The organism is Pedobacter sp. MR22-3, from assembly GCF_026240075.1.
In the GTDB taxonomy this organism is placed as follows: domain Bacteria; phylum Bacteroidota; class Bacteroidia; order Sphingobacteriales; family Sphingobacteriaceae; genus Pedobacter.
Genome location: NZ_JAPIVF010000012.1, coordinates 1 through 24317, shown reverse-complemented (window position 1 = coordinate 24317; position 24317 = coordinate 1). Strand labels below are relative to the sequence as shown.

Genomic DNA, 24317 nt, shown 5'->3' with positions numbered 1-24317 from the left:
TATCGCTTTTTTTCGTGGTACATTTCATTTATTTTAAAGAAAGATTTTGCGGGCTTTAAATACAATAATCTTCAGCCTGATGACGATGCCTCCATTTTAATTCTGGCCAATCATTTCAGCTGGTGGGATGGTTTTTTCATTTTTCATATCAATAAGAAATTATTTAAAAAGCAGTTCCATGTTTTGGTTAATGCAGAAAATTATAACCAAGTTGGCTTCTTAAAGTATCTCGGGGCATTTGCTGCAGAAAGCAGTGGAAAGGATGTTCTGGGAATGCTGAATTATGCAGCTAAATTATTAGAGGATAAAAATAATCTGGTTCTTATCTTCCCTCAGGGTAAGTTACATTCTAATCATTTAAAAAATATCACTTTCGAAAAAGGAGTCATGCAAGTGATCAAATCCTGTCAGAAAACATTCAATATCATTTTTGCAGCAACATTTATAGATTATTTTTTCAATCGGAAACCAACCGCGCAAACTTACCTGCAACGATGGGAAAACGAAGAATACATGAGCTTGCAGTTGCTAAAAAGCGCCTACAATAAACATTATGATCAGTCGGCTGTTAAACAAACACAATTTACCGAATGACCATTTTTATCTATGCTGTTTTAATTTTTATGGTGATCCGGTTTTCAGTAACCGTTTTTAACTTTCTTTCCAACCCTAAGTTGCCAAGGGTGATAAAACATTATAATGATTTTGTTTCTATCCTGATTCCGGCACGTAATGAGGAAGAGGATATTATTCCGCTACTGGAATCGATTAAAAGCCAAGACTATAAAAATTTTGAAGTGATTGTGCTGGATGACAACAGTGATGATAAAACATTTGAGCTGGTTGATGCTTTTTCCTTCGAAAACCCACAGTTCCGGATCGTGCGGGGAGATGAACTTCCTAAAGGCTGGCTGGGAAAGAACTATGCCTGCTATCAGCTCGCAGCATTGGCAAAAGGGGAATACCTGCTTTTTTTGGATGCTGATGAAGCAATTAAAAGTGGTTTTATCAATAGCCTGATTAACCGGATGAAGGTGGGCAACCTGGCCCTGATCAGTATATTTACCAATCAGGTCATGAAATCTGCAGGTGAATGGCTTACGGTTCCGTTAATGCATTTTATTTTATTAAACCTGTTACCTCTTAGGCTGGTGAAATTTTCCGGAAATCCGGCATTTTCTGCTGCAAGCGGACAGTGTATGTTTTTTAAAGCGGATCATTATAAGAAAAATCAGTGGCACGAAAGGGTTAGAAACAAAGTGGTGGAAGATGTAGAGATTATGAAAGCCGTAAAACTGGAAAAATTTAATGGGGAAGCTTTATTGGGCAATGGCTTGATATACTGCCGGATGTACAAAAACCTGAATGAAAGTTTAAATGGCTTCAGTAAAAATTTACTGGCAGGTTTTGGTAATAATGTGATTATCTTATTATTTTACCAGCTTTTGGTTACTGTAGGACCTTTGGTTTTATTATTAAACTTTAATATCACTTTACTTGTATTACCATTGACATTAATTTTTTTAAGCAGAATAATGATTTCCTATTTATCAGGACAGCATGTTTTTATCAATTTGATACTGCATCCGTTTCAGATGTTTTTCTTCTTAATGATTTCATTTTTATCCATCATACAACATATATTTAAAACAGGCACATGGAAGGGCAGACCGATCAAAGCGATTTAAGAATTAAAAAGATTGCAGTTGGCGTGATCGCTATATTTCATTTGGTAGGGCTGGTTGGCTTTTTGATTCCGGCCACGCAACCCTACTTTATAAAGATGGTGCCTTTTCATTTATTGCTGATGTTTGCCATTATCGTTTTTACTTATAGTGGCAATGTGAAACGTCTGTCGTTATTTGTCTGCGGTGTTTTTTTGTGTGGCTGGTTGGTTGAAGTATTGGGCGTACATACAGGCAAAATTTTTGGAAGTTATTATTATGGTAGTACTTTGGGCTATAAAATTGCTGCCGTTCCAGTGTTAATGGGTATAAACTGGGTGATTTTGATATTTAGTATAGGCCAAATGATGAAAAGTTTCAAAATTCGAAATAGCATTTTAGCGTCACTAATCGGTGCATTTATGCTCATCACTTTTGATTTTTTTATGGAGCCCGTAGCCATGAAATTTGATTACTGGCACTGGGATTGGCATGAGATACCCATGCAAAATTATATGGCCTGGTTTATTGTATCTGTTATTTTATTGAAATTTTATTATGCGCTGGACCTTAAGCAGCAAAAATATATAGGTACCGCAATGTTTACCGCACAGTTAATCTTTTTTGTTGTCTTATACATGACAACCAGAACAAATATTTTTGCTTAATTTTGTGGTGCAATGAGTTATAACCTACAAGTCAATATAGATAAATCATCAGGTTTTTGCTTCGGTGTGGTTTACGCTATCGAAATGGCCGAAGATATTTTAGATAACGAAGGTTATTTATATTGCCTTGGCGATATTGTTCATAATGATGAAGAGGTTGAACGCTTAACCAAACGGGGATTAAAAATCATTGATCATGAGGTTTTACAAGGCTTAAGAAACGAGAAAGTTTTAATCAGGGCACATGGCGAAGCACCATCAACTTATCAGCTGGCCCTTGAAAACAACCTTACACTGATCGATGCCTCATGTCCGGTGGTGCTAAAACTTCAGAATAGAATCAAAAATTCTCATGATGATGATGAGCAGATTTTGATTTTTGGTAAACATGGCCATGCAGAAGTGATTGGCTTGCAAGGGCAAACAGATGGTAAAGCCATCGTTTTTCAGGACCTGGCCGAACTTGATCATGTTGAACTTCCCTCAAAATTTACGTTATACAGCCAAACCACCAAAAGCACAGATAAGTTTTACCACATCAAAGATGAGCTATTGAGTCGCGGTTATGAGGTAAAAGCAAATGATACCATTTGCAGACAGGTATCTAACCGGTATCAGGAGCTGGAAAACTTTGTGAGCCACTATGATAAGATCATTTTTGTTTCTGGAAAGAAATCATCCAACGGAAAAGTGCTTTACGATGTATGTAAAAAATTCAATGATCAATCTCACTTCATTTCCAATATCGATGAATTAGATTTAAGCTGGTTCGCAGAAAATGATAAGGTTGGAATCTGTGGTGCTACTTCCACACCAATGTGGCTGATGGAGAAAGTAAAGGCCCAGCTGGAACAATACTAAAATCCCCTCCGTATAACTTTTAGCTGCATTAACTGTTTATGTTGTACATTATAAACATTTAATATCATTCATTTGAAAAAGAATCATGCGTATGTTGGTGTTCTGGTTGCGATAGCAGTGATTGCTTTATGGTTCACCTCTCTATTCTTCCTTTTGCATTGGAACTTCGCCTGGAGTAATCCACTGGTTTACCTGATGATTTTTGTTCAAATGCATCTCTATACCGGCCTGTTTATTACAGCTCATGATGCCATGCACGGCACCATCTCGCCAAATAAAACAGTCAATAATTTCATTGGTTACCTTTCCGTATTCCTCTACGCAGGCTTTTTCTATAATCGTTTATATACCAAACACCATAAACACCATCGCCACGTGCATACAACGGATGATCCTGACTTTGCGCCTCATGGTTTCTGGAAATGGTATTTTCGGTTTATGCTTAATTATGTAACAGTTATTCAACTCATCATTATGGCTGCAGCTTTTAATGTTTTACAGATTTGGTTTAAACAGCAAAACTTATTGCTTTTCTGGGTTTTACCATCACTTCTTAGTACTTTTCAATTATTTTATTTCGGCACTTACCAACCACATAAGGGAGATCATGAAAATGAATATCACTCCTCAACACTCCAAAAAAATCATCTACTTGCTTTTTTTACCTGTTATTTTTTTGGATATCATTTAGAACATCATCAAAAGCCAGCTACACCTTGGTGGCAATTGTATAAAACAAAAGGATAAATATTTCATTTTGTATCTCAATGCCTTTTCGAAAATCTTAACTATTCAATCTTTAAGATTCACCGCATTTATTAAATACTACTTTTTCTTGACCAAAAAGTGTCGGGCATCACATTTTAACAATAGGCATAAAACAATTAAAACGCGATATTTGCACCACAAAACATATTTTTATCAATGAGCAAAAAGGGAATTTTACTTGTAAATTTAGGAACACCTGATAGTCCGGCAACACCTGACGTTAGAAAATATCTTGATCAGTTTTTGATGGATGAGCGGGTAATTGATATTCCTAAATTGAACAGAACATTATTGGTAAAAGGAATTATTGTTCCCTTTCGAAGTCCTAAAACGGCTAAATTGTATAAAGAAATCTGGAATGAAAATGGCTCTCCATTGCTTTATTATAGCCGTTTACAGGCGCAGATGCTGCAGGAAAGATTGGGAGGTGAATATCATGTAGAACTGGCGATGCGTTATCAAAGCCCGTCGATCGCATCGGCATTGGCCAACTTAAAAGCAGGCCTGGTTGAAAGTATTCAGGTCATTCCGATGTTTCCGCAATATGCTTCTGCAAGTTCGGGCTCGGTCATGCAGTTAGTGATGGAACTGGTGAGTAAATGGCAAACAGTACCACCTATTTCTTTTGTAAATTCTTTCCATGATAATGAATTGATGATTCAGGTATTTGCCGAAAATGCCAGAAAGCATAACATTGAAGATTTTGATCATGTGCTTTTTAGTTTCCATGGATTACCGGAACGCCAGCTTTTAAAATGTGATCACACCGGAAGCTACTGTTTAAAAACAGCTGATTGCTGCCAGACGTTAAACGATACCAATAAATTTTGTTACTCTGCACAAGGACATGATACAGCACGATTAATTGCGAAGGAATTAAACTTAACGAGAGATCAATATACGGTTTGCTTTCAGTCGCGGTTAGGAAAAGAACCCTGGGTACAACCGTATACCACCGATGTATTGAAAAAACTGGCTGCAGAAGGTAAAAAGCGATTATTGGTTTTCAGTCCGGCATTTGTTGCCGATTGTTTGGAAACACTTTATGAAATAACCGTTGAATATCATGAAGAATTCAGGGCACTAGGTGGCGAACACGTACAATTGGTAGAAAGCTTAAATGATAGTCCGATGTTTATTGAAGCATTGGCAGGTATGATAAAATAACTTTCTCAAATGGCGAAATTTATAATTTTAATGGGCGTTTCCGGAAGTGGAAAAACAGTGATCGGTAAAGCATTGGCGCCAGTAATTAATGCTGAATTCATAGATGGTGATAACCTGCATGCACAAAGAAACGTAGATAAAATGGCTGCGGGTATTCCCCTTACTGATGCCGACAGGCAAGATTGGCTTGAATTAATTGCTCAGGTAGGGCATAAGCATGTCGCAGCGGGAACAAATTGCATTATTGCCTGCTCTGCGCTTAAAAGAGCGTATCGTGATTTGTTAAGAAAAGACAATGATTCAATTTGTTTCGTATACCTGAAAGGCAGCTTTGAATTAATACACGAAAGAATTTCAAAAAGATCACATCAATATATGCCTTCCAGTTTATTGGAAAGTCAGTTTAATACTTTAGAAGAGCCTCAAAATGATGAAAAAGATGTTTTTGTTGTTTCGATAGATCAGGAAATTCCAAGGATTGTTGATGAAATCGCAAAAGCAGAAATCATTTCGTAATCATTGAAATGATCTGATCTGTTGCACCCTTTTTACCTGCTACATATTGCTGTGCAGCCTTCGCAGCATTGGTGTTCTCTTTAAAATCATCAAAAGCAATGATTAGTTCATCAGCGGTGCTAATGCTTTTAGCCGCTTCTAAAGCAATTAAATCCTTCGCTTCCTGAAATTTATCATACTTAGGACCAAAAATTACAGGCAAGCCAAAGGCAGCGGCTTCTAAAGTGTTGTGAATGCCAGCACCGAAACCACCACCAATATAAGCTACTTTTCCATATTGATAAAGTGCAGACAGCATGCCGATATTATCGATGATTAAGATTTGAGATTGAAGATCTGAGATTTTAGATTGGCCAATATTCAGCTGAGCACTCAAAACTGAAAACCGTACACTACCAACCGGAAACTGTTTTTCTATACTTTCGATATGGCTGGCATGAATTTCATGCGGTGCGATGATGAATTTCCAGTGGGGATAGCTTTCTGGTAAAACGGATAATAATTTTTCATCTTCAGGCCAGGTACTTCCACATATCAGCGTTGGCGAATCTCCGATAAATGCTTCAATTAAATCTAATTTTTTCGGTGTCTGAGCATTTTCAAAAACCCGGTCGAAACGTGTATCGCCACTAATAGTTACATTATTTATCCCTATTAATTTTAGTAAATCTTCACTTTCTTTATTTTGAACAAAGAAATAAGTAACTGCAGACAAAATCTTCCGATAGAAGCCACCATACCATTTAAAAAATGCCTGTCCTGGTCTGAAGATTCCAGAAATTACATACAGCGGAATGCCTCTGCGGTGAAGCTCCTTAAAATAAAAATGCCAGAATTCATATTTCGTGAAAATGGCCATCTCGGGGTTAATTGCATCCAGAAATTTTTTTGCATTCCCTCTGGTGTCGATTGGGAGGTAAAAAACATCCGCCAGGGCATAATTTTTTCTGATTTCATATCCTGATGGCGAAAAAAACGTGATCACAATTTTTTTTGTGGGATATTTTTCTTTTAATTTTTCCAGTACCGTTCTTCCCTGCTCAAACTCTCCTAAAGATGCAAAATGAAACCAGATGTGTTTCTGACTGTTATCTATTCGCCCTGCGATTTGTTGATAAACACTTTTACGCCCGTGAATAAACAGTTTAGCCTTCGCATTAAAGTGTGAAAATATTCTGATTATTATTGAGTAAATCTGAATTCCGATGGTGTAAAGCAAAAGCATAAGTGTAATTTCATATCTTCGTGGCAAGATAAAACGAATATATTTAAAAAGCTTAAGAATATATGAAAATAGCCGTTATTGGTACCGGATACGTTGGTTTGGTTACTGGAACATGTCTAGCAGAAACAGGAAATGATGTGATCTGTGTAGATATAAATGAAAGTAAAGTAAAAAAAATGCAGGATGGAGAAGTGCCCATTTATGAGCCTGGACTAGACCTGTTGTTTCATAGAAATATAGAGCAGGGAAGGTTAACCTTTACCACTATTCTTGCTGATGCCGTGAAAGATGCACAAATTATCTTCATGGCTTTGCCTACGCCTCCGGGTGGGGACGGGGCGGCTGACCTTTCCTATATCTTGGGTGCAGCAAAAGATATTTCCAGACTGATTACAGAATATAAAGTTATCGTAAATAAATCTACCGTTCCGGTAGGTACAGCTGATCAGGTTAAAGCTGTTTTTCAGGCCAATACTTCCATTGAGGTTGATGTGGTTTCCAACCCGGAGTTTTTAAGGGAAGGTGTAGCTGTTGATGATTTCATGAAACCCGATCGTGTGGTTTTGGGTACTAAAAGTGAAAAGGCTAAAAAATTAATGGCTGAACTTTATGGCCCCTATGTTCGTCAGGGAAACCCGATTCTATTTATGGATGAGCGTTCTTCTGAATTAACAAAATATGCAGCAAATTCATTCCTGGCTACCAAAATTACCTTTATGAATGAGGTGGCAAACCTTTGTGAATTGGTAGGTGCCGATGTGGATGCAGTGAGGAAGGGGATTGGATCAGACGAGCGGATCGGTAAACGTTTTCTTTTTCCTGGCGTAGGCTATGGTGGCTCTTGTTTTCCCAAAGATGTTCAGGCTTTAGTGAAATCTTCTGATGATTATGCTTATGATTTCCAGATTTTGAAATCAGTTATGGAAGTAAACGAAAGGCAAAAAACCATCCTGGTAGATAAGGTACTGAAATATTATAAAAACGATATTAAAGGAAAGCATTTTGCCCTTTGGGGATTGGCATTTAAGCCTGAAACAGATGACATTCGTGAGGCACCAGCTTTATATATTATCAATGCTTTAATTGAAAATGGTGCAACCGTTACGGTATTTGATCCTGAAGCGATGGAAAATGTAAAGGGCATTATTGGCGATCTGGTAAAATATGCCAAAAACCAATATGAGGCTTTAGAAAATGCTGATGCATTGCTAATCGCTACAGAATGGTCGGTATTCCGGAATCCGGATTTTGAAAAAATAGATAAAGTCTTAAAAAATAAAGTAATCTTCGACGGTCGGAATTTGTATGATTTACAAAAAATGATCGATCTTGGTTACTATTATAACAGTATAGGCAGAAAATTGATAGATTAAGATGAGTCAGAAAAGAATTTTAATTACAGGTGCAGCCGGATTTTTAGGCTCTCATCTCTGTGATCGTTTTGTGAAAGAGCATTACCATGTTATTGGCATGGATAATCTGATCACGGGTGATCTGGCCAACATTGAGCACCTTTTCAAACTGGAAAACTTTGAGTTTTACAATCATGATGTTTCCAAATTTGTACACGTTCCCGGAAAACTTGATTATATTCTTCATTTCGCTTCACCTGCGAGTCCGATAGATTATCTTAAAATCCCGATACAAACCTTAAAAGTTGGTTCATTAGGCACGCATAACTTATTGGGTCTGGCCAGAAATAAAGGAGCAAGAATGTTAATTGCTTCAACTTCTGAAGTATATGGAGATCCAAGTGTTAATCCTCAGCCGGAAGAATATTGGGGAAATGTAAATCCGGTTGGCCCTCGTGGTGTGTATGATGAAGCGAAACGTTTCCAGGAGGCCATTACCATGGCGTATCATACTTTTCATGGTGTAGAAACCAGAATTGTCAGAATTTTTAACACTTATGGACCAAGAATGCGCCTAAACGATGGTCGTGTTTTACCTGCATTTATTGGTCAGGCTTTAAGAGGAGAAGATTTAACTGTTTTTGGTGATGGTACGCAAACCCGTTCATTCTGCTATGTAGACGATTTAATTGAAGGTATTTATCGTTTACTGATGAGTGAATACGCGCAGCCGGTGAATATTGGTAACCCGGATGAAATCACCATTAAACAATTCTGCGAAGAAATTATCAAGCTTACCAATACCTCACAAAAAATAGTTTACAGGGAGCTTCCTCAGGATGATCCCAGGCAAAGGCGGCCGGATATTACCAAAGCCCTGGAAATTTTAGGATGGGAGCCGAAGGTAGGTCGTGCAGAAGGTTTGAGAATTACTTATGAATATTTCAAATCATTGCCGGCAGAAGCCTTAGAGAAAATTGATCATAAAGATTTTACTACATTTAACCGTTAAGATGTCAAAAATATTAGTTACCGGTGGAACTGGATACATAGGTTCTCACACCGTTGTAGAATTACACAATGCAGGATACGAAGTTGTTATTGTCGATAACTTATCAAACTCGCATATTAAAATTTTAACCCAGCTACATGCCATTACAGGCAAGTGGTTTGATTTTAATGAAATCGACCTTCAGGATGAAAATGCGGTAAAGGAATTTGCCGCAACCCATTCAGATATCACAGGGATTATTCATTTCGCTGCATCAAAAGCGGTTGGCGAATCTGTTGAGCAACCTTTAAAATATTATAAGAATAATTTTTATGGCTTAATCAACCTGCTTACATCATTTAACAGGAAGATTGATTTTGTGTTTTCTTCTTCCTGTACCGTTTATGGCCAGCCTGATAGCCTACCGGTTACGGAGGCCGCTCCGGTAAAAAAGGCAGAGTCGCCATATGGCAACACCAAGCAAGTGGCAGAAGAAATTTTAGCTGAAACTGCAGCCGTAACACCTGAATTGAATGTTATTGCATTGCGTTATTTTAACCCGGTAGGTGCACATGAAACCGCTTTGATAGGCGAATTGCCAAACGGTGTTCCGGCTAATTTAGTGCCCTTTATTACACAATCAGCCATTGGTAAGCGCGGACCGATTACGGTTTATGGCGATGATTACGACACTCCTGATGGTTCTGCTATCCGTGATTATATCCACGTGGTAGATCTGGCTAAAGCGCATGTAGCGGCAATTAAAAAACTGGAAAAGAAAGAAACTTCTTCCAATTATGACGTTTTCAATATTGGAACGGGTAAAGGATCTTCCGTTTTGGAAATTATTTCAGCCTTCGAAACGGTTAACGGAGAGAAATTAAATTACAACCTTGGCCCGAGGAGGGCTGGTGATGTTGTTCAGGTTTATGGTGATGTTACCAAATCGCATAAAGAACTGGGTTGGAAAGCTGAACTGGATATCAACGAAATGATGCGCTCTGCCTGGGAGTGGGAAAAATATATTAAGGCAAACCCTTTTTAAATGAAATTATCGGCGCACAAAGATTTAAAGAACGCAATAACAGACCTGCCTGTGAAGGAAAAAGACCGGCTGTTGTTGCGTTTAATTGCAAAAGACAAAGTGCTTACCGAACATCTTCATTATAAATTACTGGAAGATGAATCAGATCTGGAACACCGGAAAGAAAAAATCAAGGGTGATGTAGAAGAACAGGTGGCCGAATTAAAAAAGCTGAATGCTAAAGAAGCTTTGGTTAAAGTAAGGAAGATGATTACTACGGTAAATCATTTTTATAAGGTTACTAAAGATCCGATTGGAGAAGTTGAACTGAAAATTTTTATTTTAAACCTCATTCCTTTCGACTATCGAAAATCAACACTTGGCTATCGGGATTACATGATTTTGTTTTCTGCATTTTATTTAAAAACGGTTGCAGTAACCATCAATAAATTTAAAAAATTGCATGAGGATTTGCAGTTTGATCTGAGTGAAAACTTAAATGACTTACTGCATAAGATCTATTCCTCCAAATTAGCGTCATCAGCTGAGACATCAAATCTTCCCAAAGAAATAAATTAATACGGTGATGTTTGGATTATTCAAGAAAAAGAAAATAGTGCCTGAATTTAATTTCTCCACTATTGGTGTGGATATGCATTCGCATATTATTCCAGGGATAGATGACGGCGCAAAAACTTTGCACGATGCTATTTTATTAGCCAAACGTTTCAAGGCACTCGGGTTCAAAAAACTAATTGCTACGCCTCACATTATGGCCGATTATTTCAGAAATACGCCCGATACCATTAACCGTGGTCTTGATATTTTAAGAAAAGGCCTTAGTGATGTTCAGCTCAATCTGGAAGTAGATGCAGCGGCAGAATACTACCTGGATGAGACACTGGAAAAGAAAGTTAAACAGAAGGAAGTGTTAACATTTGGAAAGGAATACCTGCTTTTTGAGCTTTCATACATCAATGCGCCACCAAATCTGTTTAGTTTTATCAAAATTATTCAGGATGTAGGGTATCAACCCGTATTGGCACACCCGGAGCGCTATCCGTATTTCAACCATTCAATTGAAAGCTTACATCAAATTAGAGAAACAGGCTGTCAGTTACAGATGAATTCCATTGCTTTAACCGGTTATTATGGATCAGGAGCGAAAAAAGCTGCCGAAGAAATGGTAGAGAATCACCTGGTGGATTTTATTGGCAGCGATATGCATCATCTGAAACATGCAGCAGCACTGGAGCAAAGTTTAAATACCCCTTTAATGCAAAGATTGCTCAGTCAGCACCAGCTGAATAATGCAATGATTTGAACATGTTTAGTCTTTTTCTTTTACTCGTACCTCAAGGCTTCTACGGGATCTAAACGGGAGGCTTTCTTTGCCGGATAATATCCCGAAAGAATTCCTACACCTACACATAACACAAAACCGCCGATAATAAATGTCCAGGGGATCAGAAATGCCCCGCCCATGGCCAGTGAAATAATATTGCCCAGAATAATGCCTAAAAATATTCCCAAAGCTCCACCCATTAAACAAATTACTACCGCTTCAATTAAAAACTGACGGCGTATAACTTTAGGGTTAGCACCAATGGCCTTCCGGATTCCGATTTCTCTCGTGCGTTCAGTTACTGAAACCAGCATGATATTCATTAATCCGATTGAGGCACCAATGAGGGTAATAATTCCGATTGCGATGCCACCAACAGCAACAAAAGCCAGGTTTTCAAAGAGTGTCTGCGCAATGGCATCGCTTTTTGTAATTTCGAAGTTATTGGTTTCGTTAATTTTTACTTTCCTGATATTTCTGAATAGCGCCGTAGATTCTCCGATCACATTTTCCTGGTGGTTATTATCTGATACCATCACCGTAATCGTATATGATGGATTGGCATTTGCATTAATTTGTTTCGCTTTAAGTAAGGGCACATAAACAGCCCTGTCTCCGCTAAAACCCATACTGGATCCTTTTTTCTCCAATACTCCAATAATTTTAAAACGGTTATTGCCCACATTAATAAGCTTGTCCATGGGGTCAGTATCTTTAAAAAGCCTGGTCACTACTTCGCCACCTACAATGCAAACATTACCTCCCATTTTTACTTCTGAGGCACCGAAGTTTCTCCCTTCAGAAAGATTTAATCCCTGGGATGCGAGACCATTTTCATCAATACCTTGTATATTGATATTGGGGTTGGTTTTCAGGTTACCGTATTTAATGGTAGAACCACTACTTGCAACCACACTTACTGCAACCGTTGCCGGAGCGTTTAAGCTATCTTTAAATTTAATGGCATCTTCATATCTGATTGATTTGAAAGGCTTGGGTCTCTTTCCATTCCCAATTCTGATCCCTGTACCCCGGTTTCTGATGGTAAATGAGTTTGCACCCATACTGCTAAAGGCATCTGTCATACTTTTTTTTACAGCATCAAGTGTGGTGAGGATTCCAACCAGGGCCATTAATCCGATCGCAATTATCAAGGCGGTAAGCATGGTACGCAAACGATTACCCTTAATGGATTCTAATGCCAGTCTGATGTTTTCTCTGTAATTCATTATTGTAGTATAGGGTATTATTGTATCGGGTATCAAGATTGGCATTAAAGCCTTAAACCCTATACCAATTACCTTAAACCCCTGTTGTAAAAATAAAAAAAGTCCCGATGTTTAGACAAGGGGACTATACTTTATGTTACAATAATATTTTTTTTATGCAGAGAAGCTTGTGCCGCAACCACAGGTACTGGTAGCATTAGGATTTACAAAGGTAAAGCCACGTGAGTTTAACCCATCCTGCCAGTCGATCATCATGCCCATTAAGTACATTTGATGGGCTTTGTTCATGAAAACTTTAATGCCGTCAATAAAAAACTCCTGGTCGCCTTCTTTTTTCTGGTCGAAGCCTAAAACATAGTTCATTCCGGCGCATCCACCACCCTCAACGCCTACACGCAAACCATAATCTTCGCCAATTTCCTGCTGATCTTTCAATTTATATAGTTCTTTAGAGGCTCCCTCAGAGAAAGTAACCGGTGCAAATGTGGTATCAACTGTTGTGCTCATATCTATTTAAATTTTATCTGTTACAAATATAAATAATAATGCACATTTTTGCTTTCAGCGGTTCGTTAAAATTACCGTAATTAAACAATACCTATGAATACCCAACAGATTTTATCAAACGTAGTGATCCTATTTGCCGGCATTTTTACTGCCCTGATGGCTGTGTATTACATTTTAAAAAGTGATATACAACGTTTTTTCAACTTAAAGGATATAGAACTAAATAAAGAAAGCAGGGCACATCTTTTGCCTTTGCGTTTGCAGGCACATGAGCGATTAATTATTTTTACTGATCGTATCAATCCGGCTAACCTATTGGTGCGTTTACATCAACAAGGGATTGGCATTTCGACACTTCAGGCAGGCATACTAAATGAAGTGAAATCTGAGTATCAACATAATATTACACAACAATTGTACGTGGATAGTGTTACCTGGAATGTCGTGCGTAAATTAAAGGATGATACCATTGGGATGATTAATAATGCTGTTAGTGGTTTGCCGGCAGATGCAAACGGAATAGAATTAAGCAAAGCAATTTTAACGCACATGGCAAGTATTGAGGAGAATCCTTATGATTTAACGATTGAATTGATTAAAAAAGATATACAAAGATTGTTTTAGCTGTAAAACTGTGAAGATGATTAGTTGGGAAGATGCATGGCAATTGAATATTCAGCATTTACCCTCATCAGGTATTAGGGATGGTTTTTATAGCTGAATAATCAGCCTGTTAGTCAATATAAGAGAGAAAATGGTTGGCATTTGTTTTAAGCAAAGTTAATTAAGGAGATATTTTAAGGATATTTAATGCAAATCAAACACATCAATAGATCTGAACTGTTGTTCAACTAACTACCTTTTCAACCTCCCGCTATGAAACATACCACAACTTCCGGAATCGAGATTAAAGAATTATACCTTTCAGCTAAGCCTATGGAAGAAAAGCCTGGTGAATTTCCTTTTACCAGGGGTATTCAGAAGGATATGTATCGCGGGCGACTATGGACCATGCGTCAATATGCCGGTTTTTCCACTGCTGAAGAATCTAATAAAAGGTATCATTATTTGCTGGCGCAGGGAACCACAGGCTTATCTGTTGCTTTCGATCTCCCTACCCAGATTGGATACGATTCTGATCATGAAATGGCTGACGGTGAAGTAGGGAAGGTTGGTGTGGCCATTGATTCATTGAAAGATATGGAGATCCTTTTTGATGGCATACAGTTAAAAGATATCACCACCTCCATGACGATTAATGCAACGGCTTCCATTTTGTTGGCCATGTACATTGCACTGGCGAAGAAACAAGGTGCTGATCTAAAGCAGATATCTGGTACCATTCAGAACGATATACTGAAAGAATATGCTGCAAGAGGGACATATATTTATCCGCCGAAGCAATCTATGCGTTTAATTACTGATATTTTTGAATTCTGTAGTCAGGAGGTTCCAAAATGGAATACCATATCCATTTCAGGCTACCACATCCGTGAGGCGGGTTCTAATGCGGTGCAGGAGCTTGCCTTTACATTGGCGAATGGAAAAACTTATCTGAAATCTGCTATTGATAAAGGCTTGGATATTAATGTTTTTGCAAAGCGTCTGTCGTTTTTCTTTAATTGTCACAATAATTTTTTTGAGGAAATCGCTAAATTCAGGGCAGCCAGAAGGATGTGGGCAAAAATTACAAAGGCGCTTGGTGCTACAGATGAAAAGGCGCAGATGCTGCGTTTTCATACCCAAACCGGTGGTTCTACCTTAACAGCACAGCAGCCACTTAACAATGTTATCCGGGTAACCAATCAGGCCATGGCAGCTGTTTTAGGCGGTACACAATCCCTGCATACCAATGGTTATGATGAGGCCCTTTCTTTACCAACAGAGGCTGCGGCGAAAATAGCCCTACGTACACAGCAAATTATAGGTTTTGAAAGTGGTGTAACTGATACGGTAGACCCATTGGCTGGTTCTTTTTTTGTAGAAAATTTAACCGATGAAATAGAAGCAGCAGCCTGGAGATATATTGATAAAATTGATGCCATGGGTGGATCAGTTCCTGCCATTGAAAGTGATTATATGCAAAATGAAATTGCTCACGCGGCTTATGAATATCAAAAAGAAATTGAAACTGGTGAAAGGATTTCTGTTGGGGTAAATAAGTTTACCCAACCTGAGGAAGAATTCACAGAAGTATTTAAAATTGATGAGTCCATTAGAAAACTCCAGGCAGATAAGCTGAGTCATTTAAAAAACGTTCGCAACCGTATGGCTGTCGAGCAGGCATTAAGGTTATTAGAGGATGGCGCAAACGGGGATGCCAATCTGATGCCGCTGATTATTGATGCAGTAGAAAAGTATGCCACTCTCGGAGAAATTGCCGATGTCATGCGCAAAACTTTTGGTGAGTACAGGTAATACGACTGCAGATATTTTAGCAATAACTATTCAAATTATGGATTCCAAAATGCTCCATACCGTCCTTGTATTGGAAAAAACACATTGCTTAAAGTTCAGTAGATCTTAGGTAAATGCCCCTTGCTTTTATTCGGCCTAAACTTAGTGCATTAATTATCAGTACATTGAATTTTGTGAAAGATAAAAACTACAAATCATCGCATAACTGAAAATAAAATGGCTTGGAATTTGCTCGTCTGAAATCAATATTTCGCAAAGAAAATATAATGTTCATTTAAAGCGAAATGTGGATAAAGCATGTTAGTAAATAGTTATCAACATAAAAAATTGAGGTTAACTATGCTACGGTATTACCTGTCAGTAGGTTACGATTTATTTCAGATTTTTGTTTAAAATGTTGATAATTTTCTCAATATTCGTAATCCCGAAACGGACCATCTGGTATAGTCAAATTGGTACTGGAAATCAACAAATTATATAAATTGCAATGGAAAAAACTTGTACTGAAGTGTGGAAGAACTGTCTTCAAATTATTAAGGATAACATCCCGACCCAAAGTTTCAAAACTTGGTTCGAGCCTATAACAGCCCTTAGATTAGAAGGTAAGGTTTTAACCATACAAGTGCCAAGTTTATTCTTTTATGAATGGCTTGAAGAACACTACGTAGGCTTGCTGCGTAAGACAGTAAAAAAACAACTTGGAGAAGACGGCAGACTGGAATATAATATCGTTGTTGATAAATCATCAAACAGTGGTAATCCTTATACTACAAATATGCCCTCAAATGGAAATGGTGCAGAAGCTAAAGTGCAGTCAATGCCCATTCCGGTTTCAATCAACAAGGACATTAAAAATCCTTTTATTATCCCTGGATTAAAAAAATTAAATGTTGATCCCCAATTAAACGCTAATTACACTTTTGAAAATTATATAGAAGGAGATTGCAACCGTTTGGCACGATCTGCTGGTTACGCTGTAGCTGCTAAACCCGGAGGGACTTCATTTAACCCGTTAATGATTTATGGCGGCGTAGGTTTAGGTAAAACGCACTTGGCACAGGCAATTGGTAATGAAATAAAACGCAGCATGCCAGATAAACTGGTCATTTATGTAAGCTGTGAAAAATTCTGCCAGCAGTTTGTAGACTCATTAAAAAATAATACGATTAATGATTTTGTTAACTTTTACCAGGCGATGGATGTGATCATCATGGATGATGTGCATAACTTTGCCGGTAAAGAAAAAACCCAGGATATTTTCTTCCATATTTTCAACCATCTGCACCAATCAGGTAAACAGGTTATCTTAACATCTGATAAAGCACCTAAGGATTTGGCAGGTTTGGAAGAACGTTTATTAAGTCGTTTTAAATGGGGCTTATCTGCCGATTTACAAATCCCTGATCTGGAGACGCGTATTGCGATCTTAAGAAAGAAAATGTATGCAGATGGTATTGAGTTGCCAGGTGAAGTAGTAGAATACGTAGCACACAATATTGATAATAACGTTCGTGAGCTGGAAGGAGCGATGGTTTCCTTACTGGCACAGGCTACTTTAAATAAGAAAGAGATCGATTTAGCGTTAGCTAAGCAGATGTTAAAGAATTTTATTAAAAATACTACGAAAGAAATTTCGATGGAGTATATTCAGAAGTTGGTATGTGAGTATTTTGAAGTTCCGGTTGATATGGTAAAATCTCAAACCCGTAAACGTGAAATTGTACAGGCACGTCAAATTTCGATGTATCTGTCTAAAAGTCATACCAAATCTTCATTGAAAACCATAGGTGCTTTCTTCGGTGGTCGTGATCACAGTACCGTAATCTATGCTTGTCAAACTGTTGAGGATTTAATCGATACAGATAAGAAATTTAAAGCTTACGTGCACGATATTCAAAAGAAATTGAAAATGAGCTAAGCGCGGTTTAAGGCAGAAGTTTAAAACGTTGGTTTTTGCCCGGTTCCATCAAAATAAAAGTCCTGATTTGAAACTCAAATCAGGACTTTTATTTTTAATATTTAGTCGGTTGAATCACTTTTATTCGTATGTCAGGTGGCATCATGTAAAACTAATCTTGAAGCATGCTTTCAATTTCAGCTAAACCATAATGTAATGCCGCAACGTGAATACACTGGGCAATTCTATTCTCCTTCAGCAGTTGTTTCACTTCATCTATAGTATACTCTTCTACATTCAGGATTTCATGCTCATCCAGATGTTGTTCATGTGTTTTAATTCCGCCAGTAAGCAAATAAGTAAAGGTTCTATTATTTGCCGTAGCCGGATTGGGATAAAGTTCAGCAATAAGTTTACAGGTTTTAAAAGTGTATCCTGTTTCCTCCATCAACTCTCTTTTGACTCCTGCCTCCGGGCCCTCGTCGCCATCAATTACACCACCCGGAACTTCAAGCGATACAATGTCGGCGCCATGACGATACTGACGCACCATAATCATTTTTCCTTCATTTGTTAAAGCGATGGCAGTAGCCCAATCGGGATATTCTAAAACAAAATAGTCATCTTTAACCGTTCCGTTTGGCAACTGCACTTCATCTACCCGTAATGTAGCCCACTTCTCTCTCACTAAATATTTAGAGGCAAGTTTTTGCCACTTTTCAATCCTGGTCATAAATCGTTATTCAAAATGGTATATCAGATATATTGCTGTATCGTTTTCTGGCGATGTAAATTCACCAAATGTACAATCTTATGCTCATCTGCTAAATACTGATAAACCAAATTCAGTTTAGGCGCAATAACCTGATTCCTTTCGGTACTGATTCCCAGTTCATAGTAAAAAAACTCACTTAAAGAATCTAATTTCTCAGCAGGTAAATTGCATTTATGCAACCAGTTTTCAAAAGTAGTCCTGTCTTCACTTTCCAATATATCGACTGGTAAAGTAAAGCTATTCTCCATCGTTTCATTGAACAGCTCTTCGGCATCCTTTAATTTGCCCTCCAGTTTTAAGCCCATTATTTTAGCTAAAACCTCAGCAAGCTTCTGAATTTCTGCTGTGATTAAGTCTTTCCTGTACATGGTAGGTTCTTGTTTTTATTTAAAATGCCTTTGTAACATCAAAAGTGTGCAACATTCCAACATAAAGTCTAAAGTCTAAAGTCTAAAGTCTAAAGTCTAAAGTCTAAAGTCTAAAGTCTACCAGCTTCCGCTGGATCCGCCTCCGCCGAAACTTCCTCCTCCAAAACCACCAAATCCACCACCACCGGAAGATCCTCCGCCAAAACCGCCGCTGCCCCAGCCACTGTTTCCACCTCTGCCGCCAGCACTTCCAAAAAGCATTCCCCAGAATAATGCATTCGACGCACCACGTCCGCCAATGACACTTCCGCCGCCACCACCGCCTTTGCGCATGATGATGATGATGATAACCACGATGAAGATCACGATAAAGATACTTCCCGCACCTCCTTTTTTTGACGACGAAGCTTTAGGGCTATCATTTTTATATTCTCCTCTGGTATATTTAATAATCGATGTTGTACCCGCATCTAGTCCGGCATAATAGTTTCCGGCTTTAAAATTTGGCTTGATGTCATTATCTATAATACGTTTGGCATAAATATCCGGTAGTGCACCTTCCACTCCATACCCCGTCTGGATCGAAATTTTTCTGTCTCCAACGGCCACAACGATCATGATGCCATTATTTTTACCTTGTTGACCTACACCCCATTTTCGGCCTAATTCTACAGCATACTCATTGATATCATAATCGCCAACAGATTTTAAAATAGCAACCGCAATTTGTGTGGAAGAAGAATCATTGAAAGTGACAAGCTTTGTTTCCAATGCCTGTTTTTGATCGGCAGATAGTACATTGGCATAATCATTCACCAGGGTATTGGGTTTCTCCGGAAAATTTTGTGCAAAACCAAATGTGAATAAGCAACAGCATAACGATAAAAGGAATAATTTTTTCATTGCTTATTTGTTTTCGGGTTTATCCATAAATACAATATCATTAGGCAATTCGTTAATGTCTCCTTTTTGAGGAGGAAAAAACAAGGCTAGCTTTTCTCCAGCCAATGCCACTCCTGCAATAATTCCATCGGCGAGATTACCTTTAGCAAAGTGAGCTGTCATGGCGATCTTGGTGGTTTCCCAGAAATCTTCAGGTACAACTTTGTTAATTCCCGAATCACCAATAATGGCAAATTTATGATCGGCATGGGCAAGATATATTAAAACGCCGTTTCTTAAAGATGTTTTATCCATGTTTAGTTTAGCAAAATACGCTGTGGCTTTTTCATAAGGATTACCCTCACAGTGTTTATCAATGGCAATTCTTAATTCACCCGAGGTTGCTTTCTCTGCATCTGAAATGGCCTGAGCTATTTTATCTTGTTCAATATCTGAAAATAACGACATGATTCTGTTTTAATTGAAGTAAAAAGGGTAGTATGTATTTAGGAATTAAACACACACTACCCTGAAATATTTTAGTCTGATTTTAAAATTCTACTTTAGGTGCATTTTTTGCAGTGGCATCTGCTTCAAAATATCCTTTGGGTTTAAAGCCAAACATGCCTGAAGTTAAATTTGTTGGGAATGACCTTATTTTTCCGTTATATTCTTGTACTGCATCGTTAAAATCTTTTCTGGCAACAGTAATTCTGTTTTCAGTGCTTTCCAGCTGAGCAGATAAATCACTGAATTGCTGTGTTGCTCTTAATTCAGGATAGGCCTCTGTAATCGATAATAATTTACCTAAGGCCTGGCTTAATTGCCCTTGTGCGGCCTGATATTTCTGAATGTTTTCTGGCGTTAAATCATCCGCATTCACTGTCATTTGTGTGGCTTTTGCGCGCGCCTCTGTCACTGCAGTTAATGTTCCCTGTTCAAACTTAGCTGCGCCCTTAACTGTGCTCACTAGATTTGGAATTAAATCTGCCCTTCTCTGGTATTGCGTTTGTACGGTTCCCCATTTTGATTTTACATTTTCATCAAGCTTAACCATGCTGTTATATCCGCATGAACTTAAAGTGGTAACTGCAATGACAGCAGCTAAAATTCCAAATACTAATTTTTTCATTTTTATAGTTTTATCTTTTGTTGTCAACTGATTATTTTTCAATTTACGAATGAGATCACAAAATCCGTTCCTTTGTTACAATTTAAGTGAAAACATGACAAGTTGTATATAAAGCATGGGTTATTTGCAATTCTAAACAGGAATATTTGGCAAATAAAAGAAAAGAAGTTGTCCAGAATAATTCGACGGAAGATTTTTATTCAGAACCAATAATGGCCATCAGTGAAATTAAATTGAAGCGGCCTGAATTTTATAAGAATAAATAATGGTTTTTAATATCATCAACGTTCATCACGATATGATTTTAGGATGAGCTGTATATTTAGATGGCCAGTTTATACCTTTGCTTAAATACTGAATTTTCTATTTATCTTTGTGCTAATTCAGGATAAAAACCTGACTGTTTACATGCAAAAAGATATCGAAATTACATTGCTGCCACATGAGGTAACGCAATCCGAAACGATCAAAACCAAGCTTTCCGAAACGTTAAAAGTATCTGAAGATCGCATTAAGGCATATGATATTTTAAAACGCTCAATAGACGCCAGATCACGAAAGGTGATTTTCCGGGTGTTGGTTAGCGTTTTTGTTGACGAAATGCCTCAGCCAGAAATCAAGGCCATTCATTACCCAAACGTTAAGGATGCAAAACCTGTTATTATTGTTGGTGCGGGGCCGGCAGGATTATTTGCTGCTTTGCAATGCATCGAAAATGGATTAAAGCCCATTATCATCGAGCGCGGAAAAGATGTTAAACAACGCCGCCGAGATTTAGCCGCCATTAATAAACAGGGTGTAGTTAATACGGAATCTAATTATTGTTATGGAGAAGGTGGAGCCGGAACCTATTCTGACGGTAAACTTTATACACGATCTAACAAACGTGGTGATATTAATAAAGTACTTCAGGCATTTGTAGATCATGGTGCAGAAAAAGACATTTTAATTGATGCCCGCCCGCATATCGGCACCAATAAATTACCGCATATTATTACAGCCATCAGAGAAACCATCCTGAATGCAGGGGGTGAAGTGATGTTTGATAGTCAAATGACGGACTTATTGATCGAATTTGGGAAAGTTAAAGGCATAGAAATTAATTTCGAAGAAAAATTATTCGCTGATGACCTTATTCTGGCTACCGGTCATTCTGCCAGGGATATATATGAATTATTGAACAGAAAAAATATCCGCATCGAGGCAAAGCCTTTTGCCCTTGGGGTTAGAATTGAGCATCCACAGGAAATCATTGATGCTGCTCAATATCACTGCGATACACGATCTGAATTTCTTCCTCCGGCTTATTATAGCCTGGTTGAGCAGGTTGGGGCGCGTGGTGTATTTTCATTTTGTATGTGTCCGGGGGGGATTATCGCACCCTGCGCAACAGGTGAAAATGAAATTGTGGTGAATGGCTGGTCGCCATCTAAACGGAATAATCCATTTGCCAACTCCGGCACTGTGGTTCAGGTTACTTTAGATGATGTGCTGGGTTATGATCCTTTAAGAATGTTGAATTTTCAATCTGAAATTGAAAAAATTGCTTTTGAGGCTGGTGGAGGAAACTTAGTTGCGCCAGCACAGCGGATGGTAGATTTTGTAAACAATAAACTTTCTATCGATTTACCTAAAAATTCTTACCTCCCGGGCACAAAAAGTGTTATGCTTGATAATATTTTACCAGAATTCGTATCTAAAAGTTTAAAAGGTGCGCTTCCATTGTTTGGGAAGAAAATTAAAGGCTACTACACAAACGAGGCGATTTTGGTTGGTGTAGAAAGCAGAACATCATCACCTGTTCGTATTCCGCGTGACAAAGAAAGCTATCAGCATCCTCAAATAAAAGGATTGTATCCCTGTGCGGAAGGAGCGGGCTATGCAGGTGGAATTGTGAGTGCTGCTATCGACGGAATTAATTGCGCAAATGCAATCTTGGCTACCCGATAACAAACTTTATAATAACCAGATTGTTCTTCTGTTATGTTTAGTATTATAAAAGAAGTTCAAAAAGCATTTAATGGCGATTCCTGGCACGGCAACCATGTCATGCAAACTTTGAATAATGTTGATCCGGGAAAAGCTTTTCAATATTTTATCCCAAACGCACATTCCATCGCAGAAATTGCATTACATTTAACTGCCTGGACGGAGGAAGTTACTTCTCGTTTAATGGGAAATCCTGATGCTGAACCTGCTATAGGTGATTGGCCGGTTCCTGTAGAAAAAACACCTCAGGCCTGGGAAAGAATCATCTTTAATTTTAAAACTGCAAACGAAGAACTTATTCGCCACATCGGGAATATAATGGATGAAGACTGGAATGATTCTTCAAAAGAAGAACTTAGTGTAGCCGGTACAGGTATCACTTTTATGGAACTTTTAAATGGTCTGATACAACATCATGCTTATCATGCTGGGCAAATTGCATTGCTTTCCAAGTTTTAACCCTGCATTATTTAGTTAAATTTTAATTCAAATGAAAAAGACATTAATAATAGGTGCATCTCCGGATCCAACAAGATATGCTTATAAAGCAGCGCATATGTTAACGCGTTTTAATCATGAAATTGTGAATGTTGGTATTAAAAAAGGTGAAGTTGCCGGTGTAGCCATTGAGCAGCCAGGTAAAATTCATCATGATGTTGATACAATAACACTATATATTGGCCCTGCCTTACAGCCTCAATACCATGATTACATATTAGAAACTAAACCAAAGCGGGTGATTTTTAATCCGGGTACAGAAAATTATGAATTGGAAAAGTTGCTTGATCAGCACGGAATCGAACCATTAGAAGCCTGTACCTTAGTTATGCTAAGTACCGGACAATATTAAATATATTGATAGGGATTAGTTTCTACCTAATACGACTCGTCTGTTATTAGTGGTAAGCTAATCCTGAATCATAATTCAATAGTTTCATGTTTTAAATAATAAGGCATGTCATAGTTTTTTATCTAACACTTTGCTAAACTAGCGATTAACCTTTCAACCTCCCCACGCCTAAAATAAAATCACCTTTACCTTCTCTATGTTCTCTATGCCTATATGGTTAAACATAACTTGATCCGGTCTTCTTTCCTGAAAACCGCCCTTGCAAACACTCCTGATTTAAAAATGTTTTATTTATTTTAATTTTTTATGGATGATTTACAGTGGGTTATGTTTTTAGGGAGAAAAAAGGGTTGGGATGGGTTTGCCGGGGTATGATTTTTTGCTACCTTTGCATCCCGCTTCGGAGGAAAGGGTTAGGGTTGAAAAGCGTGTTGATGATGGGTAGAGGGGATAAAGGGAGCAGAAATTATTTCAAATAAAATTTGCGGAAGTAGAAAAGATCATTACCTTTGCAGCCCGGTTCGGAAGGAACGGGGAGCTGGTTTTAAAGACTGGCAGATTGAAGGGTTGGAAAGAAAAGAAGGACGAAAAAATAAAATTATTTTATTTGGAAGTTCAGAAAAGATTTCTACCTTTGCACTCCCAACCGAAAGGGAAGGAAAAAAGAATCAGTTGGCGGATGTCATGAT

At 38.1% G+C, this 24317-nt stretch carries 26 protein-coding genes; 18 read left to right on the top strand and 8 right to left on the bottom strand.

Annotated features, from left to right (window positions below):
- The 7 genes from OQ267_RS22255 to OQ267_RS22225 form a co-directional block, all read left to right on the top strand.
- On the top strand, positions 1–594 hold a 594-nt coding region (locus OQ267_RS22255; RefSeq protein WP_265838176.1), incomplete at its 5' end, for a 1-acyl-sn-glycerol-3-phosphate acyltransferase.
- Positions 591–1688 carry a glycosyltransferase gene (locus OQ267_RS22250; RefSeq protein ID WP_265838175.1) on the top strand — a complete coding sequence of 366 codons (1098 nt, stop codon included), beginning with the start codon at positions 591–593 and terminating at the stop codon, positions 1686–1688. The genes OQ267_RS22255 and OQ267_RS22250, both read left to right, overlap by 4 nt.
- Positions 1658–2332: a carotenoid biosynthesis protein gene (locus tag OQ267_RS22245; RefSeq protein ID WP_088303069.1), complete on the top strand. Its 675-nt coding sequence runs from the start codon at positions 1658–1660 to the stop codon at positions 2330–2332. Before OQ267_RS22250 ends, OQ267_RS22245 begins: the two co-directional genes overlap by 31 nt.
- 12 nt (positions 2333–2344) lie before the next feature.
- Positions 2345–3193 carry a 4-hydroxy-3-methylbut-2-enyl diphosphate reductase gene (locus tag OQ267_RS22240; protein ID WP_265838173.1) on the top strand — a complete coding sequence of 283 codons (849 nt, stop codon included), beginning with the start codon at positions 2345–2347 and terminating at the stop codon, positions 3191–3193.
- Positions 3194–3265: 72 nt separating this feature from the next.
- On the top strand, positions 3266–3940 hold the full coding sequence (locus OQ267_RS22235) for a fatty acid desaturase (protein ID WP_265838170.1): 675 nt from the start codon (positions 3266–3268) through the stop codon (positions 3938–3940).
- A 177-nt stretch (positions 3941–4117) separates the two neighbouring features.
- Positions 4118–5128, top strand: coding sequence for a ferrochelatase (gene hemH / locus OQ267_RS22230; RefSeq protein WP_265838169.1), 1011 nt, complete (start codon positions 4118–4120; stop codon positions 5126–5128).
- 9 nt (positions 5129–5137) lie between these two features.
- Complete coding sequence (locus tag OQ267_RS22225) at positions 5138–5644, top strand: gluconokinase (RefSeq protein ID WP_265838168.1); 507 nt, start codon at positions 5138–5140, stop codon at positions 5642–5644.
- On the opposite strand, the gene OQ267_RS22220 is transcribed toward OQ267_RS22225, so the two are convergent.
- Positions 5634–6869: a 3-deoxy-D-manno-octulosonic acid transferase gene (locus OQ267_RS22220; RefSeq protein ID WP_265838166.1), complete on the bottom strand. Its 1236-nt coding sequence runs from the start codon at positions 6867–6869 to the stop codon at positions 5634–5636. The two genes, OQ267_RS22225 and OQ267_RS22220, sit on opposite strands and share 11 nt — an antisense overlap.
- Positions 6870–6931: 62 nt before the next feature.
- Here OQ267_RS22220 and OQ267_RS22215 point away from each other — a divergent pair, with 62 nt between their 5' ends.
- Genes OQ267_RS22215 through OQ267_RS22195 form a run of 5 tightly spaced genes read left to right on the top strand, consistent with a single transcriptional unit; the run spans position 6932 to position 11560 of the window.
- Complete coding sequence (locus OQ267_RS22215) at positions 6932–8242, top strand: UDP-glucose dehydrogenase family protein (protein ID WP_265838165.1); 1311 nt, start codon at positions 6932–6934, stop codon at positions 8240–8242.
- 1 nt (position 8243) lies between these two features.
- Positions 8244–9233 (top strand): UDP-glucuronic acid decarboxylase family protein, encoded by a 990-nt coding sequence (locus OQ267_RS22210; protein ID WP_265838164.1) that lies wholly within the window; start codon positions 8244–8246, stop codon positions 9231–9233.
- A gap of 1 nt (position 9234) precedes the next feature.
- Positions 9235–10257, top strand: coding sequence for a UDP-glucose 4-epimerase GalE (gene galE / locus OQ267_RS22205; protein WP_265838163.1), 1023 nt, complete (start codon positions 9235–9237; stop codon positions 10255–10257).
- Positions 10258–10815 (top strand): hypothetical protein, encoded by a 558-nt coding sequence (locus tag OQ267_RS22200; protein WP_265838162.1) that lies wholly within the window; start codon positions 10258–10260, stop codon positions 10813–10815.
- Positions 10816–10822: 7 nt separating this feature from the next.
- Positions 10823–11560, top strand: coding sequence for a tyrosine-protein phosphatase (locus OQ267_RS22195; RefSeq protein ID WP_265838161.1), 738 nt, complete (start codon positions 10823–10825; stop codon positions 11558–11560).
- Between the two features lie 20 nt (positions 11561–11580).
- Here the strand turns inward: OQ267_RS22195 and OQ267_RS22190 are convergent, their stop codons facing one another.
- Together OQ267_RS22190 and OQ267_RS22185 are read right to left on the bottom strand one after the other, a co-directional pair.
- Positions 11581–12810 carry an ABC transporter permease gene (locus tag OQ267_RS22190; RefSeq protein ID WP_088303080.1) on the bottom strand — a complete coding sequence of 410 codons (1230 nt, stop codon included), beginning with the start codon at positions 12808–12810 and terminating at the stop codon, positions 11581–11583.
- 153 nt (positions 12811–12963) lie between these two features.
- Positions 12964–13317, bottom strand: coding sequence for a HesB/IscA family protein (locus OQ267_RS22185; protein WP_088303081.1), 354 nt, complete (start codon positions 13315–13317; stop codon positions 12964–12966).
- Positions 13318–13410: 93 nt separating this feature from the next.
- Between OQ267_RS22185 and OQ267_RS22180 the strand changes: the two genes are divergently transcribed.
- The 3 genes from OQ267_RS22180 (at position 13411) to dnaA (ending at position 17653) form a co-directional block, all read left to right on the top strand.
- Complete coding sequence (locus tag OQ267_RS22180; protein ID WP_088303082.1) at positions 13411–13941, top strand: hypothetical protein; 531 nt, start codon at positions 13411–13413, stop codon at positions 13939–13941.
- Between the two features lie 252 nt (positions 13942–14193).
- A complete protein-coding gene (locus OQ267_RS22175; protein ID WP_265838160.1) occupies positions 14194–15735 on the top strand; it encodes an acyl-CoA mutase large subunit family protein in 1542 nt (513 codons plus the stop codon).
- Between the two features lie 487 nt (positions 15736–16222).
- Entirely contained in the window at positions 16223–17653 is a 1431-nt protein-coding gene (gene dnaA / locus OQ267_RS22170; RefSeq protein WP_088303084.1) for a chromosomal replication initiator protein DnaA, read from the top strand.
- A 151-nt stretch (positions 17654–17804) separates the two neighbouring features.
- Here dnaA and OQ267_RS22165 read toward each other — a convergent pair whose 3' ends face one another.
- The 5 genes from OQ267_RS22165 to OQ267_RS22145 form a co-directional block, all read right to left on the bottom strand.
- On the bottom strand, positions 17805–18365 hold the full coding sequence (locus OQ267_RS22165; RefSeq protein WP_088303085.1) for an NUDIX hydrolase: 561 nt from the start codon (positions 18363–18365) through the stop codon (positions 17805–17807).
- 23 nt (positions 18366–18388) lie between these two features.
- A complete protein-coding gene (locus OQ267_RS22160) occupies positions 18389–18775 on the bottom strand; it encodes a hypothetical protein (RefSeq protein ID WP_265838159.1) in 387 nt (128 codons plus the stop codon).
- A gap of 117 nt (positions 18776–18892) precedes the next feature.
- Entirely contained in the window at positions 18893–19678 is a 786-nt protein-coding gene (locus OQ267_RS22155) for a TPM domain-containing protein (RefSeq protein WP_265820118.1), read from the bottom strand.
- Positions 19679–19681: 3 nt separating this feature from the next.
- Positions 19682–20125 (bottom strand): TPM domain-containing protein, encoded by a 444-nt coding sequence (locus tag OQ267_RS22150; protein WP_265838157.1) that lies wholly within the window; start codon positions 20123–20125, stop codon positions 19682–19684.
- Positions 20126–20207: 82 nt separating this feature from the next.
- Positions 20208–20789 (bottom strand): LemA family protein, encoded by a 582-nt coding sequence (locus OQ267_RS22145; RefSeq protein ID WP_088303097.1) that lies wholly within the window; start codon positions 20787–20789, stop codon positions 20208–20210.
- A gap of 408 nt (positions 20790–21197) precedes the next feature.
- Here OQ267_RS22145 and OQ267_RS22140 point away from each other — a divergent pair, with 408 nt between their 5' ends.
- From OQ267_RS22140 to OQ267_RS22130, 3 genes are read left to right on the top strand one after another with little or no spacing between them, the layout of a single operon-like run.
- Positions 21198–22739, top strand: coding sequence for an NAD(P)/FAD-dependent oxidoreductase (locus OQ267_RS22140; RefSeq protein ID WP_088303098.1), 1542 nt, complete (start codon positions 21198–21200; stop codon positions 22737–22739).
- A gap of 33 nt (positions 22740–22772) precedes the next feature.
- Complete coding sequence (locus OQ267_RS22135) at positions 22773–23237, top strand: DinB family protein (protein WP_265838156.1); 465 nt, start codon at positions 22773–22775, stop codon at positions 23235–23237.
- Between the two features lie 31 nt (positions 23238–23268).
- Entirely contained in the window at positions 23269–23628 is a 360-nt protein-coding gene (locus OQ267_RS22130) for a CoA-binding protein (RefSeq protein WP_265820119.1), read from the top strand.
- Positions 23629–24317 lie beyond the last annotated feature (689 nt).

What these genes read in the sequence shown, in the direction of transcription:
- OQ267_RS22250 (WP_265838175.1), top strand. Translation starts at nt 591, where the DNA reads ATGACCATTTTTATCTATGCTGTTTTAATTTTTATGGTGATCCGGTTT.
- OQ267_RS22245 (WP_088303069.1), top strand. Translation starts at nt 1,658, where the DNA reads ATGGAAGGGCAGACCGATCAAAGCGATTTAAGAATTAAAAAGATTGCA.
- OQ267_RS22240 (WP_265838173.1), top strand. Translation starts at nt 2,345, where the DNA reads ATGAGTTATAACCTACAAGTCAATATAGATAAATCATCAGGTTTTTGC.
- hemH (WP_265838169.1), top strand. Translation starts at nt 4,118, where the DNA reads ATGAGCAAAAAGGGAATTTTACTTGTAAATTTAGGAACACCTGATAGT.
- OQ267_RS22225 (WP_265838168.1), top strand. Translation starts at nt 5,138, where the DNA reads ATGGCGAAATTTATAATTTTAATGGGCGTTTCCGGAAGTGGAAAAACA.
- OQ267_RS22220 (WP_265838166.1), bottom strand. Translation starts at nt 6,869, where the DNA reads ATGCTTTTGCTTTACACCATCGGAATTCAGATTTACTCAATAATAATC.
- OQ267_RS22215 (WP_265838165.1), top strand. Translation starts at nt 6,932, where the DNA reads ATGAAAATAGCCGTTATTGGTACCGGATACGTTGGTTTGGTTACTGGA.
- OQ267_RS22210 (WP_265838164.1), top strand. Translation starts at nt 8,244, where the DNA reads ATGAGTCAGAAAAGAATTTTAATTACAGGTGCAGCCGGATTTTTAGGC.
- galE (WP_265838163.1), top strand. Translation starts at nt 9,235, where the DNA reads ATGTCAAAAATATTAGTTACCGGTGGAACTGGATACATAGGTTCTCAC.
- OQ267_RS22200 (WP_265838162.1), top strand. Translation starts at nt 10,258, where the DNA reads ATGAAATTATCGGCGCACAAAGATTTAAAGAACGCAATAACAGACCTG.
- OQ267_RS22195 (WP_265838161.1), top strand. Translation starts at nt 10,823, where the DNA reads ATGTTTGGATTATTCAAGAAAAAGAAAATAGTGCCTGAATTTAATTTC.
- OQ267_RS22190 (WP_088303080.1), bottom strand. Translation starts at nt 12,810, where the DNA reads ATGAATTACAGAGAAAACATCAGACTGGCATTAGAATCCATTAAGGGT.
- OQ267_RS22185 (WP_088303081.1), bottom strand. Translation starts at nt 13,317, where the DNA reads ATGAGCACAACAGTTGATACCACATTTGCACCGGTTACTTTCTCTGAG.
- OQ267_RS22180 (WP_088303082.1), top strand. Translation starts at nt 13,411, where the DNA reads ATGAATACCCAACAGATTTTATCAAACGTAGTGATCCTATTTGCCGGC.
- OQ267_RS22175 (WP_265838160.1), top strand. Translation starts at nt 14,194, where the DNA reads ATGAAACATACCACAACTTCCGGAATCGAGATTAAAGAATTATACCTT.
- dnaA (WP_088303084.1), top strand. Translation starts at nt 16,223, where the DNA reads ATGGAAAAAACTTGTACTGAAGTGTGGAAGAACTGTCTTCAAATTATT.
- OQ267_RS22165 (WP_088303085.1), bottom strand. Translation starts at nt 18,365, where the DNA reads ATGACCAGGATTGAAAAGTGGCAAAAACTTGCCTCTAAATATTTAGTG.
- OQ267_RS22160 (WP_265838159.1), bottom strand. Translation starts at nt 18,775, where the DNA reads ATGTACAGGAAAGACTTAATCACAGCAGAAATTCAGAAGCTTGCTGAG.
- OQ267_RS22155 (WP_265820118.1), bottom strand. Translation starts at nt 19,678, where the DNA reads ATGAAAAAATTATTCCTTTTATCGTTATGCTGTTGCTTATTCACATTT.
- OQ267_RS22150 (WP_265838157.1), bottom strand. Translation starts at nt 20,125, where the DNA reads ATGTCGTTATTTTCAGATATTGAACAAGATAAAATAGCTCAGGCCATT.
- OQ267_RS22145 (WP_088303097.1), bottom strand. Translation starts at nt 20,789, where the DNA reads ATGAAAAAATTAGTATTTGGAATTTTAGCTGCTGTCATTGCAGTTACC.
- OQ267_RS22140 (WP_088303098.1), top strand. Translation starts at nt 21,198, where the DNA reads ATGCAAAAAGATATCGAAATTACATTGCTGCCACATGAGGTAACGCAA.
- OQ267_RS22135 (WP_265838156.1), top strand. Translation starts at nt 22,773, where the DNA reads ATGTTTAGTATTATAAAAGAAGTTCAAAAAGCATTTAATGGCGATTCC.
- OQ267_RS22130 (WP_265820119.1), top strand. Translation starts at nt 23,269, where the DNA reads ATGAAAAAGACATTAATAATAGGTGCATCTCCGGATCCAACAAGATAT.